This window comes from Acinetobacter qingfengensis (genome assembly GCF_008693185.1).
In the GTDB taxonomy this organism is placed as follows: domain Bacteria; phylum Pseudomonadota; class Gammaproteobacteria; order Pseudomonadales; family Moraxellaceae; genus Acinetobacter; species Acinetobacter qingfengensis.
Window position 1 is genome coordinate 46474 of the sequence record NZ_VXKN01000005.1, and the last position, 18058, is coordinate 64531.

The 18058-nt window shown below is 38.9% G+C and carries 16 protein-coding genes; 9 read left to right on the top strand and 7 right to left on the bottom strand.

The window, feature by feature from the left end:
- Positions 1-2 precede the first annotated feature (2 nt).
- Genes F4V57_RS07950 through F4V57_RS07960 form a run of 3 tightly spaced genes read right to left on the bottom strand, consistent with a single transcriptional unit; the run spans position 3 to position 2603 of the window.
- Positions 3-716, bottom strand: a complete 714-nt coding sequence (locus F4V57_RS07950) for a hypothetical protein (protein WP_070070899.1) — start codon at positions 714-716, stop codon at positions 3-5.
- Positions 717-743: 27 nt separating this feature from the next.
- Entirely contained in the window at positions 744-1157 is a 414-nt protein-coding gene (locus F4V57_RS07955) for a DNA polymerase III subunit chi (RefSeq protein ID WP_070070900.1), read from the bottom strand.
- A 9-nt stretch (positions 1158-1166) separates the two neighbouring features.
- Entirely contained in the window at positions 1167-2603 is a 1437-nt protein-coding gene (locus tag F4V57_RS07960) for a leucyl aminopeptidase (RefSeq protein WP_070070901.1), read from the bottom strand.
- 199 nt (positions 2604-2802) lie between these two features.
- On the opposite strand from F4V57_RS07960, the gene lptF reads away from it, so the two are divergent.
- The 4 genes from lptF to F4V57_RS07980 all read left to right on the top strand — a co-directional run bounded on the left by lptF (position 2803) and on the right by F4V57_RS07980 (position 7884).
- On the top strand, positions 2803-3855 hold the full coding sequence (gene lptF / locus F4V57_RS07965) for an LPS export ABC transporter permease LptF (RefSeq protein ID WP_406564535.1): 1053 nt from the start codon (positions 2803-2805) through the stop codon (positions 3853-3855).
- Positions 3856-3857: 2 nt separating this feature from the next.
- Positions 3858-4928, top strand: a complete 1071-nt coding sequence (gene lptG / locus F4V57_RS07970) for an LPS export ABC transporter permease LptG (RefSeq protein ID WP_070070903.1) — start codon at positions 3858-3860, stop codon at positions 4926-4928.
- 111 nt (positions 4929-5039) lie between these two features.
- Complete coding sequence (gene gpmI, locus F4V57_RS07975; RefSeq protein WP_070070904.1) at positions 5040-6590, top strand: 2,3-bisphosphoglycerate-independent phosphoglycerate mutase; 1551 nt, start codon at positions 5040-5042, stop codon at positions 6588-6590.
- A gap of 37 nt (positions 6591-6627) precedes the next feature.
- Complete coding sequence (locus tag F4V57_RS07980) at positions 6628-7884, top strand: S41 family peptidase (RefSeq protein WP_070070905.1); 1257 nt, start codon at positions 6628-6630, stop codon at positions 7882-7884.
- 83 nt (positions 7885-7967) lie between these two features.
- Here F4V57_RS07980 and F4V57_RS07985 read toward each other — a convergent pair whose 3' ends face one another.
- The 3 genes from F4V57_RS07985 to F4V57_RS07995 form a co-directional block, all read right to left on the bottom strand.
- Positions 7968-8918, bottom strand: a complete 951-nt coding sequence (locus F4V57_RS07985) for an HD-GYP domain-containing protein (protein WP_171257569.1) — start codon at positions 8916-8918, stop codon at positions 7968-7970.
- A gap of 406 nt (positions 8919-9324) precedes the next feature.
- Entirely contained in the window at positions 9325-12156 is a 2832-nt protein-coding gene (gene uvrA, locus F4V57_RS07990) for an excinuclease ABC subunit UvrA (protein ID WP_070070166.1), read from the bottom strand.
- 211 nt (positions 12157-12367) lie between these two features.
- Positions 12368-12739 carry a hypothetical protein gene (locus tag F4V57_RS07995; protein WP_070070165.1) on the bottom strand — a complete coding sequence of 124 codons (372 nt, stop codon included), beginning with the start codon at positions 12737-12739 and terminating at the stop codon, positions 12368-12370.
- A gap of 295 nt (positions 12740-13034) precedes the next feature.
- On the opposite strand from F4V57_RS07995, the gene F4V57_RS08000 reads away from it, so the two are divergent.
- On the top strand, positions 13035-14396 hold the full coding sequence (locus F4V57_RS08000) for an MFS transporter (RefSeq protein ID WP_070070164.1): 1362 nt from the start codon (positions 13035-13037) through the stop codon (positions 14394-14396).
- A 54-nt stretch (positions 14397-14450) separates the two neighbouring features.
- Positions 14451-15020: a single-stranded DNA-binding protein gene (gene ssb, locus F4V57_RS08005; protein WP_070070163.1), complete on the top strand. Its 570-nt coding sequence runs from the start codon at positions 14451-14453 to the stop codon at positions 15018-15020.
- A 98-nt stretch (positions 15021-15118) separates the two neighbouring features.
- On the opposite strand, the gene F4V57_RS08010 is transcribed toward ssb, so the two are convergent.
- Entirely contained in the window at positions 15119-15979 is an 861-nt protein-coding gene (locus F4V57_RS08010) for a LysR family transcriptional regulator (RefSeq protein ID WP_081409229.1), read from the bottom strand.
- A gap of 134 nt (positions 15980-16113) precedes the next feature.
- Between F4V57_RS08010 and F4V57_RS08015 the strand changes: the two genes are divergently transcribed.
- The 3 genes from F4V57_RS08015 to F4V57_RS08025 all read left to right on the top strand — a co-directional run bounded on the left by F4V57_RS08015 (position 16114) and on the right by F4V57_RS08025 (position 17935).
- Entirely contained in the window at positions 16114-16824 is a 711-nt protein-coding gene (locus tag F4V57_RS08015; protein ID WP_070070161.1) for an AzlC family ABC transporter permease, read from the top strand.
- Entirely contained in the window at positions 16821-17135 is a 315-nt protein-coding gene (locus tag F4V57_RS08020; RefSeq protein ID WP_070070160.1) for an AzlD family protein, read from the top strand. The genes F4V57_RS08015 and F4V57_RS08020 overlap by 4 nt, the downstream gene beginning before the upstream one ends.
- A 92-nt stretch (positions 17136-17227) precedes the next feature.
- The gene (locus F4V57_RS08025; protein WP_070070159.1) at positions 17228-17935 is read left to right on the top strand and encodes an alpha/beta fold hydrolase; all 708 of its coding nucleotides are present in this window, start codon (positions 17228-17230) and stop codon (positions 17933-17935) included.
- Positions 17936-18058 lie beyond the last annotated feature (123 nt).

Genomic DNA, 18058 nt, shown 5'->3' on the forward strand with positions numbered 1-18058 from the left:
ATCTATTGATTTTGTTGGGTGGCCAAAATGATTTCAATTTCTTCACGTGCAGCAGCCTGTAATTTCTCCCGTAAGTGTAGTAATGTCTGCTCGATGTAATATTCTGCTTCAAGTTCAAGGCGGATTTTCAGGTCGTCATTTAGGCTACTTGTGGATGGTGATAGATCTGTTGCTGCAATTGCTGTTGCAATCTGACTATTGTTACAATCATGGATTGTTGTAGCTAAATATTTTCCAGTACTTTGTTCTGATACAACATTAAATTGTTTGACCTGATTGACATCAAATTTTGCAATAGGTTGTTGATTGATGGCTAAAGACTGCTGTTGTAATTCCTGTGCCAGTTGCTTGAGATAAGCATCCTGTTCTTTGAGCTTAAGTTGTTCTTGTTGTTCAAGTTTGAGTAACTCAGCTTGCTGTTCGGCACGTTTTTCTGCCAGTATTTGTTCAAGTTCTGCCTGACGTTGCCGTTTACGTTCTTCTGCAAGACGCGCCTGTTCAGCCAGAATTTGTTTTTTCAGTTGTTGATAGGCTTGTTCGGTAATTTGCCGTTGACGTTGTTGCAATACCGCTTCTTGATATTGCCATTTTTGTAATTGGGTTTCCGGTTCCAATAAGGCGCAAATATGACGTAATTCATCACAATAGCTATGACGAATGGCTTCCGGCGTTGCTAACCAACGCTGTTTAAAATTGTCGCCAATGTTAAGCGCCACAATTGAACTCCTTGATGTTGCCCCAAATTACAGTTTATGCACGGTAGGTGTATAGCCTAACTCACGATAATATTTATAATTTTCTCGTGCAGATTGTTTGTCTTGCTCATTATCACCGATGATCTCGATAATATGAAGCGCTGTATGCGACAATTCTGTTACATTTAATGGCGAACCTGAAAAATTCATACATACATCAAAGGCTGGATTGGGTAATTGGGTTGATATGCAAATGGGTGCAAATTGCTGATCAATTCCATGCGGAATAAATTGCTCAGGTGCAGAATTCCAGAGTTGTAAATCGAATTTTTCGCTGTTTTGCTGATCAGCACACAAAATCCAGATTCGATGTTTCTGATAAATTTGCTGACACAAACGGCAAGCGAGATCTGCTTGCCGTAGTGGTTTTTTTTCAATGAGATAAAAACTGATTTTGAACATGAAGTAGGATTAATCTTGCACACGGTTTGCAAGGAATTGCATTAATAATGGTACAGGGCGACCAGTTGCACCTTTTTGTGCACCTTGTAACCATGCAGTACCTGCAATATCAAGATGTGCCCAACGATACTCCTGAGTAAATCGGTGTAGGAAACAAGCTGCTGTAATCGCACCGCCAAAACGTCCACCAATATTGCCCATATCTGCCACTGGAGAATCCAGTAATTCCTGATAATCTTCCATGACAGGTAAACGCCATACCCGATCAAAACTTTGCTCACCGGCTTCAATAAGGTCATTGGCCAGTGTATTGTCTGCCGAAAACAAACCACTCACTACCTGTCCCAATGCCACGACACAAGCACCGGTCAATGTTGCAATATCAATTACCAATTCAGGATCATAACGTTGAATGTAAGTCAGCGTATCACACAGTACCAGACGACCTTCGGCATCAGTATTCAGAATTTCTACGGTCTGACCACTCAAGGTAGTAACAATATCGCCTGGGCGGGTGGCTTTTCCTGAAGGCATATTTTCGGCACAAGCCAAGGCACCCACGACTTTAATGGCTAAGCGACTTTCACATAAGGCACGGATTACCCCTAAAACTGTTGCTGCACCACACATATCAAATTTCATTTCATCCATGCCAGCAGCAGGTTTGATGGAAATACCCCCTGTATCAAAAGTAACACCCTTGCCCACAAGTACTACAGGTTTTTGTTCGAGCTGAGCAGAATATTCCAGAATGACGACCCGGCCCGGACGCTCTGATCCTTGACTGACCGCAAGAAACGCATTCATGCCCAATTCAGCCATATCTTTTTCATCAAGAATGGTTACTTTAAGTAAATCTGGAAATTCTTGTGCCAAAACCAGCGCTTGTTCCGCTAAATATTCAGGGAAGCAAATGTTGCCGGGTTGATTGCCTAAATCACGTGTAAAGTTTTGCCCTTTATGAATAGCAGCAATAAATGCCAGTTGTGTTGTGCTCAAATGACTGGCAAAGAAACTGATTTCTTGTAGTATTGTTTCAGTTTTTTTGGATTTGTATTGGTTAAAACTGTAGCTGGCCTGAGTGAGTGCCAAAGCGAAATGATAATGAAATTGCTGTGGAAGTGCAGACAGATCCAGAATAATTTTTTCTGCTTTATTTTGTAATGATTTGATAATGCTGTGTGCAAGTTTAATCAGTTTGTGACCTGCAATGGCACGAGCTTTACCCAAGCCAACCAGAAATAGTGCAGGAGCATGATTGCTTTGTTGAATTAATAGCTGTGTTTCATCAAATTTTGCCTTGTACTGACTGAGTTCAAGCCATTGATCAGGCTGTGTGATCGCCAAAGTTTGCAGTTGTTGTTGTAATTGTTCTTCATCTACAAGTGAAACATGAAAAGTACCGTTTTGCTTTTCAAAAGCATGTGAAGTGATGTTAAGTTTCATAAATGATCTCGATATCTGGTATATAAGTGTAAATGCTTTTAGATAAATATAACGCTTTATTGGTATTCTGCAAAATAACCCTGGTTTTATATTTTTAACAATCAGGTAAACTATCGCAATTCGTATCTGGCTTTTGAGGACATTATCCTTGATTATTACCCGTTATCTCGTCAAGCAAGTGGTTACAACGTCGACAGTGGTGGTTGCATTGCTCACATTAATCATGATGGGAGGACGGCTAATCAAATATTTTGGTGTTGCAGCGCAAGGACGTCTGGATGTCGGTATTCTGTTTAGTATTATGGGCTATCGTTTGCCTGAGTTTTTGACTCTAATTTTGCCACTTGGATTTTTTATTGGTCTGATGCTGGTGTTTGGTCGATTATATGTTGATCATGAAATGGCAGTATTAAACGGCAGTGGCATTAGTCGGGCGCAACTTGCCGGAAAATTAATTCCTTTAACCTTAGTAATTTTGATTGTGCAAGCTGTATTGATGATGTTTGTTTCGCCGTGGGGGAATTACAAATTTGATCAGTTGACGACAGCACAGGCAGTACGCAGCGGTTTTGATCTGGTACGACCTAAAGAGTTTATTTCCAGTGGTCCATATACAATTTATGCTGGAGATTTATCTGAAGATCGTCGTAGTCTGAAGGATATTTTCTTTTATCAAAAAGCCAAGCAGGCAGGTAAACCCGACGTAATTATTGTAGCGCAAGAAGCGCATCGGGTCGTGTCGGAAAATGATCATGCCAATGTGGTGGATTTGTATAAAGGTCGCCGTTATAGCTTTATCCCTGGGCAACCAAAGTATTTACAGGCAGAATTTGAAACTTATCGATTAAGGCTGGAATCATCTGATCAGCAGGATATGGCAGCGCAGCGTCTGGAATCCATGACAATGCTGCAATTATGGCAAAAACATGATCATAATCCTGTAATTAGTAGTGAATTAGGCTGGCGAATTTTTGGGCCATTTGTGATTGTACTTGCATTGTTATTGGCATCGCCCTTATCTGAAGTCAGTCCACGACAGGGGCGCTACTATCGTTTATTTCCGGCTGTGATGATTTTTGCCAGCTTGATTGTGGCCATGATGGCAGTCAAAACTCGAATGAGTAAAGGAGAACTGGGATTGTGGGCGTATCCTGCGATATTGATTGGCTATAGTATCGTTGCGTGGTTCCTATCCCGTAAACAGGATCTTGCACCAAAAATTAAACAACGTCTAACCAAAGGAAAAGCTTAATCATGGTTTCTCGTCGAATCTTAGCGCATCATGTGATGAAGGCGACAGGGCTTGCCATGCTGGGTGCCGTATTGTTGCTGACTTTGTTACAAATGTTGTTTGGCTATCTTGCCGAGTTGGGTGAACTGAACGATCATTACAATGCATGGCAGGCTTTACAATATATTTTCTGGGATGCTCCTCATAAAATGCTGGATTTGTTGCCTATTTCTGCATTAATGGGTGCGGTGCTGGGTTTGGGGACTTTGGCCTCAAATAGTGAATTGGTGGTGATGCGATCTGTGGGTGTCAGCTTGTGGCGTATTGTCGGTTGGGTCATTCGTCCCGCATTACTATTGATCGTTTTATCTTTCGTATTGAGCCAGTGGGTTATTCCATATACCAACGAGCAGGCTAAAGCAGTACAAAAACAAGGTTATGCTGCAACATTAGGTGAAGTAAGAGGATATTGGACACGTGAAGGTCAACGGTTTATTTACATTGATTATGCCAATTCAAAAGGGCAGTTAAACGATATTCAGGTATTGGATTTTGACCAAAATTATCGTTTGGTTTCCATGATTAATGCTGCACATGGCCAGTTTGAACAAGCCAAACAATGGCAACTTTCCAATGCTTCTCAAATCGATATTTTTACCGATGGTCGTGCGCAAAAAATTGACAGCGCTATTCAAGGATTACCTTTGGCTTTGCAACCTAGATATGTCCACATGGTTACAGTGGATCCGGAAGATCTGGCCCCAAGTCAGTTACTGAGCTTTATGGGCTATTTGCATGAGTACAGCCAAATTCCAAAAAAATATGAGCTGGCTTTCTGGAAAAAAGTCGCTTCACCCTTTAGTTTGATTGCATTGGTTATTGTTGCTTGCTCATTTATTTTTGGGCCATTACGGCAACAGTCCATGGGTTTTCGTTTGGTGATTGCCTTATTTACTGGCCTAGGCTTCTATTATTTACAGGATTTTCTGGGGTATGCCAGTTTGGTGTATAGCCCATCTGCTGCATGGTTTGTTCTTGTTCCAATTGTTATTTTGATGGGCATAGGTGCTTATTTATTACATCGGATGCGTTAAAGAAAAAGCTGAGAATGGTTATTAATTTATATAACTTGTTAATTTAGATGATTTAGGGATAATTTTTGAGTAAAATTATCCCACTTTTCATTCTGAGATGAGTTAACAATAATGACGGATGCAACTACACAAAAGATTCCCCATGTATTGGTGATTATGGATGGTGTTGGACATCGCGAAGCCATAGAAGACAACGCTTTTCTCGCTGCCAAAACTCCGAATCTTACAGCAATGCAACAAAAACATCCGCATGGTTTAATCTCAGGTTCTGGTGAAGATGTCGGTTTGCCTGACGGGCAAATGGGAAATTCTGAAGTTGGTCACATGAATTTAGGCGCTGGACGAGTGCTTTATCAGGATTTCACTAGAATTACCAAAGATATTCGTACCGGTGAATTTTTCCAACACAAGGTTTTGGTTGATGCAGTAGAACAAGCCAAAGCCACAGGTGGTGTTGTACATATCATCGGATTATTGTCACAAGGCGGTGTGCATTCGCATGAAGATCATATTGAAGCAATGTGCGAGCTAGCTTTGAAGCGTGGGGCAAAAGTTTATTTACATGCTTTTCTGGATGGGCGGGATACACCACCCAAAAGTGCTGAGCAGACTTTAAGACGTTTTGATACATTATTTGCCCAATATCCTGATCAAGGTCGTATTGCGACATTGATTGGCCGTTATTTTGCCATGGATCGTGATAATCGCTGGGATCGTGTTGAACAAGCCTATCGGTTATTAACAGAAGGTGAGGCTGTTCGAAGTGCTGAAAATGCATTGGATGGTTTGGAACAAGCTTATGCTGCGCAAGAAACCGATGAATTTGTTAAAGCAACACGCATTGGCGAAGTTGCTAAAATTCAGGATGGTGACAGCGTTGTATTCATGAATTTCCGTGCCGACCGTGCACGTGAATTGACGAAAGCGTTTGTGGAACAAGATTTTAACGGTTTTGAACGTAAAGTTGTTCCAAATTTGGCCAAATTTGTCATGTTGACCCGTTATCAGGCTACTATCAATGCACCAGTTGCCTATATGCCAGAAGCATTAAAAAACTCTTTGGGCGAATACTTGTCTAATTTGGGAAAAACCCAGTTACGGATTGCAGAAACCGAAAAATATGCGCATGTGACCTTTTTCTTTAGTGGTGGACGTGAAGATGAATATGATGGTGAAACACGTATTCTTATTCCATCACCAAATGTTGCAACTTATGATTTAAAACCGGAAATGAGTGCCTATGAAGTCACTGACCGATTGGTTGAAGCCATTTATTCCGGTCAATATGATCTGTTGGTCGTAAACTACGCCAATGGCGATATGGTTGGTCATACAGGTGTGTTTGATGCCGCAGTTAAAGCAGTAGAGGCGGTAGATAGTAGTTTGGGACGAGTATATGAAGCAGTTATGGCAAAGCATGGGCACATGATTGTGACTGCGGACCATGGTAACGTCGAACAAATGCAGGATTATGACAGTGGTCAGGTACATACCCAACATACTACTGAACTGGTGCCATTTATTTATGTTGGGCCAACTTCAGCAGTGATTGATGAAGGTGGGGTATTGGCAGATGTTGCACCAACCTTACTACATTTGATGAATATTCCCGTACCTGAGGAAATGCAGGGACGTAATCTTATTCATTTGCAAGCAGAATAAGACGATTGTTCATTGCTTAATTTATTGGGGAAAAATCATGCTGAATAAGCAACGTTTAGGTTTATTTGTAATACTTGGCGTTAGCTTATTGATGGCTGAGGTGCGGGCAGAAATATCTGCACCTCAGAGTTTGTCTTCCATACAAAACAAAGCCAATACATCTACAGAACAACATATCATTATGGATGCGGATGATGATTCTGAATCACAAACAGCCATTGAAGATGTCCCGATTGAACAGATCCAGAACTTTATTGAAGCATTTCAGTTGATCAAGCAAAACTATGTTGCGCCACTAGATAATAGTGAACTTTTTGAAAATGCTATGCATGGTCTGGTAGAGCAACTTGATCCATATTCCCGTTATCTGGATGCAGAGCATTATAAGCAGTTGGTAGAATTTACCGAAGGGCAAATGGCTGAGCCGCAGTTTTCCCTTAGATTTAATGCTAGCCAAAATAATTGGAAAATCAATGGCGTGGCTCGTAATACGGAAAACTATCGATTGGGTTTACGCGATGGTCAAACAGTTGAACGCATTAATGGAGTCAATATACAGACGCTGGATCAACGTACAGTAAAAAATTTATTAACAGGTGCATTGGGTTCAGTATTAAGTGTTCGGATTAAAATAGAGGATAAAACACAGGTTTTTGATGTTATTCGTGATCAAAAACTGAATTATGATGTGCAGGCCACTTTTACTGACAATCATATTCTAATTATAAAAATTAAAGCATTTCAGCAGGAAACAACCCAACAAGTTGAAAAGCTGTTAAATACTTATCAAAAGCGTAATATCCGTGGTCTACTCATTGATATTCGTGATAATCCTGGGGGCTTATTATCCGCAGCCGTTGATTTGGCCGATGTATTTCTGGAACAAGGGCTGATTGTTTCTACCAAAAGCCGTATAGAACCCGCGCAGCGTTTTCAGGCTTTGCCCGGGACTTATCCCATTACTTATCCAATGGCTATTTTACAGAATCGTTTTTCTGCTTCTGCTGCCGAGGTGTTTTCTGCTGCTTTAAAGCAACATCAGCGGGCAATCGTACTGGGTGAAACCAGTTATGGTAAAGGTGCAGTACAAAAATTATTTCCTTTAAAACAGGGTGCTTTACAACTCACAGTTTCACATTATTACACCCCAAATGGTCAAATGATTGAAGGTAAGGGCATTGAAGCAGATGAAAGTCTAAATATGAATACGAATATGAATGATCAACAAATTTTATCTCAGGCATTAACTGCTTTTGATCGTTATATTGCTTTGCATCCTGTAATTAAACCCTGATAACTATTGAGATTGACTAAAAACTTTTATTGATCAGTTATTATTATATTTTATTATAAATTGAGTTAGGCCAATTTAATTTATTATTGTGGAAATGCAAATTTATGTTGCTCAAATAGACGAAAAACTGCCTGACAAACTTCAGTGTCATAACTTGTCCCACATCCACGATGAATTTCTTTCAAAGCAGCATCAAGACCTAACCCTTTACGATAAGATCGAGGTAAAGTCATTGCTTCCACAACGTCAGCTACGATTAATATTTTAGACTCGGGAAGAATTTGTTGTGCTGTTAAGCCTTTAGGATAGCCACTACCATCCATGCGTTCATGATGTTGTGATGCAATATCTGCTAATGGAAAAGAAAACGGAATATCTTTGAGGATTTCATTTGTCATTACGGCATGACCACGAATCAGATTTTTTTCAGCATGATTTAATCGAACAGTTGTATGCAAAATTTCCGGTGGAATCGCAATTTTACCAATATCGTGTGCCAGGCCACAATAATACAATCGCTGGCATGCTTGTTGATCCCAGCCTAGTTCTTCACCAATCGCTTGACAAAGTAGGCCAACACGATGCTCATGTGTTACTGTGTAAGGATCATTAACTTTTTGAAATTTAATTAAGTTATTGATGATATGGAAACTTTCTTCATCATTAAATTGTTTTTTTTCAGCATTTTCCTGAAATTGTTGTATTGGTAAGGAAATAAATGTGGGTAATTTTTGCCAGATGATCACTAAATGTTGTTCAAGAAGAAATATAAAAGCATAAGCTGAATAATCCTGTTGATCTTTGCTACGTATTGATAACTCGATAAAATTAATTTGAGGCGGATGATAAAAAATATAATGTAAGGGATGATTTGATGTTTGAGGTAATTCTAGTGGGATTAACTTTTCTAAAAAATAATCAGGTTTTTCAATTTCTTTTAGAGAATAACCTAACCACTGCTCAAAAGCTTGATTGATATAAATGGTTTTACGGCATGTATAAGAATAGATCTGCAATGCTGTTGATGCAGACATAAACTGTTGACTGAATAGAGGATGATCCTCTAAATGATGAGCATGCCGCAAACTATTCCGCCCTGATAATGACATAGTAAAATTATGGGTATATTAACATACTCATTTTAAAAGAATATCTATATGAATCTTAAAAAACGTTAATAGTAATAAGACTAATTTTCAAGTTCATTTTTCATGATATAAATTTTTCACTAATAACATATAACTATATAATATTTAATAATAAAAAATATTCATATCTTCTCCATTATAATTTTTTTTAAGGTTTAGTCTATATATTAATCCTATACAAAAAATTTTTTTGTTTAAATAGTGCGCAATTTAAATGTTTCAAAATGTTGCATGAAATAAATTAGGGTTTACATAGGAAAATATAAATTTTCCTATGTAGATTCTGGATTATTTATTGCAACATAGGCTTTAAGAAACGTCCTGTATGAGAAGCTGATACTTCAGCAACTTGTTCAGGCGTACCTTCTGCAATAATTTCTCCACCACCTGAGCCACCCTCTGGTCCTAAATCAATAATCCAGTCTGCTGTTTTAATAACATCCAGATTATGTTCAATGACCACAATGGTATTTCCTTTATCACGTAAGGTATGCAGGATATCCAGTAGTTTGGCGATGTCATGAAAATGTAGTCCTGTAGTGGGTTCATCCAATACATACAGGGTTTTGCCAGTATCGCGTTTGGCCAGTTCACGAGCCAGTTTTACTCGCTGTGCTTCCCCTCCTGACAATGTAGTTGCAGCTTGCCCAAGTCGGATATAACCCAGACCGACATCCATTAAGGTTTCTAGACGGCGATGAATGACTGGAATTGCATCAAAAAATTGTGCAGCATCTTCTACTGTCATAGCTAGAACATCAGAGATATTTTTACCTTTGTAATTCACTTCCAGTGTTTCTCGATTATAACGTTTGCCTTGGCAAGCATCACATGGCACATACATATCCGGTAAAAAGTGCATGGCAACTTTAATCATGCCATCTCCTTCACAAGCTTCACAGCGTCCACCTTTAACATTAAAGGAGAATCGTCCTGCATTATAGCCACGGGCTCTAGCTTCAGGGGTCTGTGCAAATAATTCACGGATAGGTGTGAATAAACCTGTATAAGTTGCTGGGTTGGAGCGAGGGGTCCGTCCAATTGGGCTTTGATCGATGTCTACTACTTTATCCAGATATTGTAAGCCATCAATTTCGTCATATTTTTCTGCTGTGAGCGTCGTTGCTCCATTCAGTTGAGTGAGTGCAAGAGGTAATAAGGTACGATTGATCAGTGTAGATTTTCCTGATCCGGATACGCCCGTCACACAGGTCATGATACCGATTGGAATGCTCAAATTAACCTGCTTCAGATTATGGCCGGCTGCACCTTTTAAGAGAATTTTTTCTTCAGGGTTTATTGAGGTTCTGCGTTGCTCCGGTACAGCAATTTTTAGTTTCCCTGATAGGTATTGTCCAGTGAGTGAATTTTTATTTTTTGCCAATGCTTTCGCTGTACCTTCGGCGATGACTTCACCACCATGTACACCTGCACCAGGACCAATATCAATAATATGATCTGCTGCACGAATGGCATCTTCATCATGTTCTACGACCAGAACAGTGTTACCCAGATCACGTAATCGAATTAAGGTTTCCAGCAAGCGATCATTATCACGTTGATGTAATCCAATGGATGGCTCATCCAGAACATACATTACTCCCATTAAGCCTGCACCAATTTGTGATGCCAATCGAATCCGCTGTGCCTCACCACCCGATAAAGTTTCCGCAGAACGAGCCAAACTGAGATAATTTAAACCAACACTGACCAAAAAATGTAAACGTTCACGAATCTCCTTAAAGATTTTATCGGCAATTTCACCTTTTGCACCGTCTAGTTTAATCTGTTGATAATATTGTTCAGCATCACCGATAGACATACGCGTGATATCGGCAATGGTTTTATCCATCACGCGTACATGGCGTGCAATTTCATTTAAGCGTGAGCCATCACATGTGCTACAGGCTGCATTAGATAAATATTGTGCGAGATCATCACGGACATAATTACTTTCAGTTTCCCGATAGCGACGTTCCAAATAAGGTAAAACACCTTCAAATGCCATAATACGATTATGCTTACGACCACGCTCATCAACATAGGAAAGGTCGATTTTTTCTTTGCCTGAGCCTTGCAAAATAGTTTTTTGTTGGGCTTTACTTAGTTTTTGCCAAGGTTGATCCATTGCAATGTTAAAATGCTCAGTCACTTTTTGCAGCATGGCATAATAATAAGGGCGTTGACGATCCCAGCCACGAATTGCACCTTGACTAATAGAAAGCTCAGGATTGGGAATAAGTTTCTCAGCGCTGAAATGACTACGTGTACCTAAACCATCGCATATTGGACAGGCGCCGTAGGGATTGTTAAATGAGAATAAACGAGGTTCGAGTTCCGCAACTGCACGATCACATTCAGGGCAACTGTGTTTGGCAGAAAAAATGCGATCGGGATGTTCGCCTTTTATCCATGATAAAATTGCCAGATCACTTCCCAAACGTAGTGCTGTTTCAAACGATTCAGCAATACGATTGCCTAAATCATCTCTTACCTTGAAGCGATCGACAACAACTTCAATGGTGTGTTTTTTATTTTTATCTAATTCTGGCGGTTGTTCTATTTCAATAATTTCACCATCAACTCTGGCACGAACAAAGCCTTGTCCCTGTAATTTGTCAAATAATGCACTATATTCACCCTTACGCTCCCGAACTACTGGTGCAAGTAACATAATCGCCGTGCCTTCAGGTAATGATTTGACTTCATCTACCATGTCAGAAACAGTTTGTGCCACCATCGGTAAATCATGTTCAGGGCAATATGGTGTGCCAACACGAGCATAGAGCAGTCGTAAATAGTCGTAAATTTCGGTAATTGTACCAACCGTAGAACGTGGATTGTGAGAAGTTGATTTTTGCTCAATGGCAATTGCAGGGCTTAATCCTTCGATGGAATCTACTTCGGGCTTTTCCATTTGTGATAGAAATTGCCGGGCATAGGCAGACAGTGATTCGACATAGCGGCGCTGTCCTTCTGCATATAATGTATCAAAAGCGAGTGAAGATTTTCCGGAACCTGAGAGTCCGGTAATCACTACAAACTTATCACGGGGAATGTCCAAAGAAATATTTTTAAGATTATGGGTGCGTGCCCCACGAATACGGATCTGGCTTTGGCTCATTCAGGCAATCCTATTTTTATATGCAGAAAATTAGTTGTGTATATGGGGATGGATTGTTTTTGTTCAAGCGGGATGGATTTATGTGAGATCAATAGGGCGGACCAGCAAATTTAATCTGATAATTGAAGTTTACTGATCCGCTATTTCTTAAATATTAATGGAATTTAAATTATTATTATTTTTTGCCATAAAAGCTAAATGCTAACATTTGCTAGCAAGCAATCGAGTATGTTCGTTCAAAAATTGAATCAACTTGTTCAAAAGACATGTTGCAATTATCTTGGTGCTGACGTGCGTATTCGTTGATATTGCTTTCCAATAGTTCAAGGAAATGTTCATAGTCACGTTCAAAATATTCCAGATCAAGCAAATCATTCTTTTTGGAATTATGACAATTATATTTGGCAATAAAATTTAGCATTAAATTCTGAATATTACGATTGGTGTAATAAATCAGATAGGTTGCTGCTGAGCCGCAATGTAAACAACCTTGCTCAAGGTAGATTTCCTCACTATTCATCCAGCAACATTGTAGCGTGTAGAATGCCCGGATAGCTTCTGTGCCTAGAGTATGTTTTTCCATATCGGAAGCCTCATGGTAACAAGATAATGTATTCTGTATGGTTATTTAACCACTATATGTTGAGATAATAATGATTATCATTAACTAAATAATGAGTTAATTTTAACGTAAAAGCAAGTCAGATTCAGGTATTTTTACAATTTAAATCCATATTTTTTGTAAGCATTTTGTTTTGGCACAACACATTAAAAGAATCTGGTGTACTGAAAAAGTTTTGTATTTTTAAAATATTTAAGAGTGCGGCAGGAGTTTTGTTTTATAATGTTCATGATGTCATAAGCCAGATTTACCTTATATGAATAGCCTTGAACGTCGTTCTACTTTTGCGCTTAGCAGTATCTTTGCACTTCGCATGCTAGGTTTGTTTATGATCATTCCTGTTTTTGCGGTAGCAGGACAGACTTATCAAGGGGCGACACCGGCTTTGCTGGGATTGGCTGTGGGTATTTATGGTTTATCTCAGGCTTGCCTGCAAATTCCATTTAGCCTTTGGGCGGATCGTTTTAGTCGTAAACCATTAATTATTATTGGTTTGGCTTTGTTTGCCATTGGTGGAGCAATTGCAGCACTATCAAGTTCTATTTATGGGGTAATTATTGGTCGAGCCATTGCAGGTAGTGGTGCGGTTTCGGCAGTAGTAATGGCTCTATTGTCTGATGTTACTCGGGAAGAACAACGTTCCAAAGCAATGGCTTTTATGGGCATGAGTATTGGTTTATCTTTTGTTGTGGCATTTAGTCTGGGGCCTTGGCTAACGTCCAAAGTGGGCATTAGTGGCTTGTTTTGGGTTACTACCTTAATGGGAACATTGGCTATGTTGATGTTATTGTTGGTTCCCAAAGTTAAGCGACATTATCGAGTTGCGCCGCAGGGTTATTTGGCACAACTTAAACAAGTGCTTGCGATGGCGGATTTAAACCGTCTGCATCTTTCCATTTTTATGCTGCATTTATTATTGACAGCAATGTTTATTTTCATTCCGTCACAATTAATCAAATATGCCGGTATTCCTCTGGCACATCATAGTTGGGTATATTTGCCATTATTGCTGATCAGTTTATTTGTTGCATTTCCGAGCATTATCATTGCCGAAAAATATCGAAAAATGCGTGGAATTTTTATTACGGCTGTGATCGCCATTGTCTTTGGTCTGGCAATTATGGCTTTGGGCTTTAGTCATAAATACATTTTATTATTAGGATTGGGGCTGTTTTTTGTGGCTTTTAATGTTATGGAAGCATTATTGCCGTCATGGTTATCCAAAGCCGCACCGATTCAGTCTAAATCAACTGCAATGGGTGTAAATTCAAGCGCTCAATTTTTAGGGGCTTTTTGTGGTGGGATGATTGGTGGTCAGTTACTTAGTTGGCAACACATTGCATGGGGTTGGGGATTCTTGGCTATTCTGGCATTGATCTGGTTGCTCATAACTTTTACTTTGCAGCAACCACGTTATTTATCATCATTGGTTGTGTCACTTCCTGATACAAAAGAAATTACTGAATGGACTTCTGTTTTACTGGCAATTCATGGTATTGAAGAGGTGGTTGTCATGCCAGAAAAACAGGTTGCTTATTTAAAACTTGATAAACAGCAACTCAATGAACAAACAAGACAACAGTTGTCGCAATTAATTAATCAACAACTGGCGATATAAGTTAAATTCTTATAAAGTTGTGATCTATGAAATAGGAATATTGAGGATAAACAAATGCGTGGAGTGAATAAGGTTATATTAGTTGGTACCTTAGGACGTGACCCTGAAACAAAAACTTTTCCAAATGGTGGATCAGTAACACAATTTTCAATTGCTACAAGTGAATCATGGGTAGATAAAAATACTGGAGAGCGTAAAGAACAAACAGAATGGCACCGTATTGTGTTGAACAACCGTTTAGGTGAAATTGCACAACAATATCTACGCAAAGGTTCTAAAGTTTATATTGAAGGTTCATTACGTACTCGTCAATGGACAGATCAAAATGGTCAAGAACGTTATATGACAGAAGTTCGTGGTGACCAAATGCAAATGTTGGATTCTCGTTCACAAAACGATGGACAAAATAGCAATAATTTTGATGCGCCTCGCTTTAATAATGCACCACAAGGTGGTGGAAATTATGGGCAAAATCCAAATTTTGCTCAGAGTGGGGGGTATAATCAGCAACCACAAAATCAGGGTGGTTATGCCAATCAAGGTTTTCAGCAACCTAAACCTGCGGCACAGCCACAATCAGGTACGCCTGCTTTAAATGAACCAGATGATGATTTACCGTTCTAACGTGTACAATATTTGATTTTTATGATCTAAAAAAGTCTGATATTAATCAGGCTTTTTTTATGGAAGACAGGTAATCACAATAATATTTTGACTATCATTTATGTAGTGGCTTCTCTTAAAGTTGAAATTAATAAATCATGTAGATAACTGACAGCTTTGGAATTTAACGAGCTTTTACTTCGGTAAACTGCAACATGCATGGGTTGTAATGGTCCTAGTCCATGTTCAGAACCTAGGATTTTTAGATGTGATGGAACGCTGCAACGTGTAAATACTGCAACAGCCAAACCACTTTCAACTGCGGCAATTTGTCCAGCCAAGCTGGAACTATTATAGACCACTCGATAAGACTTGCCTTGTAATGCTAATGATTGTATCGCACTACGTTTTGCCAGACTGGTAGCTTCATATACTGCAATTTGTAGTGGATTATTTTTCCATACATCAAATTGCTGAGAACCTACCCAAACCATTGGTTCATAGAACAATAGAGTGCCTTGACGGGAATGTTCCCTTGATATTAGTGCCAAGTCTAAATCGCCTGACTCAATGCGAGGAATGAGAGATGTAGATTGCTCGCAATTCAGTTCAATGTCTACTTTATGGTGTAAAGAGGCAAATTTTTTTAATACAGGGGTCAAATATTTCGCAGCGTAATCATCAGGAACACCTAGTCGTATACGTCCACTCAATTCTTCATTGTGGATAGCCATTCGCACTTCTTCGTGCAAATTAAGTATTCTTCTCGCATAACCCAAAAGTAATTCACCTTCTGGCGTCAGTTGAAGTTGTCTATTTGATCTTTGAATTAATTCACATTGCAACGCTTGCTCTAACTTTTTGAGCTGCATACTGACAGCCGATTGTGAGCGATTTAGATCAGGTGCTGCTCCTGAAAGAGAGCCCTTATCAACCACAGCTAAAAAACATTTTAACCAATCAATTTGAAGGTCTCTCATAAGGATTACTCTAATTAAAATTCGATTATCGAATGGTAGTATGCAATTTTATTCGCTTTTTTAAATAAAATTAATGGGTAAAATGTGTTTTTTATCATCATCACTTCAAAAATTTTTTAGATTAAGGATGTGCTGTGTCAAAAAATCATCAGGAACTCAGTCAACTGAACTCTGCTTTGGTATGGCAAGGGTTTAAGCGTTTTTTGCCTATTTCTTTTTTTGTGGCTATTTTTGGTGCAGCATTTGGATTGGCTGCCATTCAGACAGGTTTGGATCCATTGTCTATTGTCTCAATGAGCAGTTTTGTATTTGCCGGTGCTGCACAATTTGCAGTATTAGAATTATGGGGAACCAGTATTCCCATCATTCCTTTGATTGTGACGACCTTTTTTATCAATGCAAGACATATTCTCATGGGGGCTTCTTTATATCCTTGGTTGAAATATTTACCTGCTCCAAAACGATATGGCATTCTTTTGGTGTTATCGGATGCAAATTGGGCATTTTCTCAACAAGAATTTCAGCAACAAAAACCGGGGTTTGGAATATTATTTGGTGGAGGCGTTGCGTTATGGATATTTTGGGTCATTGGCACAAGTTTAGGGGTGTTATTTGGTAATGTAATTAAAAATCCGGCTCAATTTGGTTTGGATATGGTGATGGCTTGCTTTCTACTTTCTATGGTAATTGGAGGGGAGAAAAACTTAAGAATATTTTTTATATGGTCGGTAGCAGCCATCAGTTCATTACTTGCTTATAAGTATTTACCCGAAAACTCTCATGTTGTCGTTGGTGCCTTAGCCGGCGGCATCATAGGAATGGTTTTAAAGGAAAAGCGGATATGAGTTTAGAAATAAGTACAGAATCCGTAGGTTTGATCATTTTGATTATGGCTGTAGTGACTTTGCTGACACGTTGGGGCGGTGTTTTCATTATGTCTTTTGTCCCGATTAATGATCATATACAACGTTTCATTACTGCAATGTCAGGTTCAGTTCTTGTTGCTATTCTCGCACCGATTGCAGTGCAGGGAGATTTTGGTGCACGATGTGCCATGCTATCTACCGCTATAGCAGCATTGGTTTTCAAAAAGCCTTTACTTGCGATTACAATCGGTATCATTACTGCTGCTTTTTTCCGACAATTATATGGATAATTTCTACCGATCACTAAAGCTTGTTGAGATTCGATGTGTAAATTAAAGATATGGTTAATTCTAGACAGGCCCAGTATTCAAAGGTGCAAAATATGAATAAGCAATCGCCACATCTCGTTTTTATTCCGGGGTTTATGTTAAATGAATCACTTTGGGATGATATGCTTGAATACTTTCCAGAGCATTGGAATATTCATAAGGCGAGTCTAGAACAAGGTCATAGTATTGAAGAAATAGTCGAAAATATTGTCAAAAATGCACCCAAAAAATTTATATTAATCGGATTTTCATTAGGTGGGTATATTGCAAGATTTTTGATTAACCAATATCCGGAAAGAGTATCTGCTCTCATATTAATTGCATCATCAATTAGACATGATACTGAAGAACAGAAAAATCAAAAAATACAAGCAATAAATGCAATGTCCAAGAAAAATTTTAAAGGCCTAAGTGGTGTAGCCATTTCACAAACATTACACCCGTCTAACTCACAAAATCATTATCTTATTCAACGCATTCAGAAGATGGGAGATAAAATGGGTTATGAAACATTCGTTACACTATCATTGTTAGAGCGAACTTTTGAACAACATCATGTAATTAAATGCCCAACATTAATTATTTATGGTGCACAAGACCGTTTACGCTGTAAAGAACAGGCGATTGAATTAATGAATATGATTCCTCAGAGTGATTTGGAGCGAATAGAGAGTACGGGGCATATTATTCCACTAGAGCAGCCTGAAAAGTTAGCAATTACCATTAACGATTGGCTGAACAAACATGGCATCGTAGAATGATTGTCGTGAGGTTTAGACTTATTATTAGAAGAAAGAGAGAAGCTTTAACTGTTGAATAATTTTCAGCAGTTGCAATATTTTATAAAATTAGTTGTTCAGTTTATATTGATTTTTACTGATATT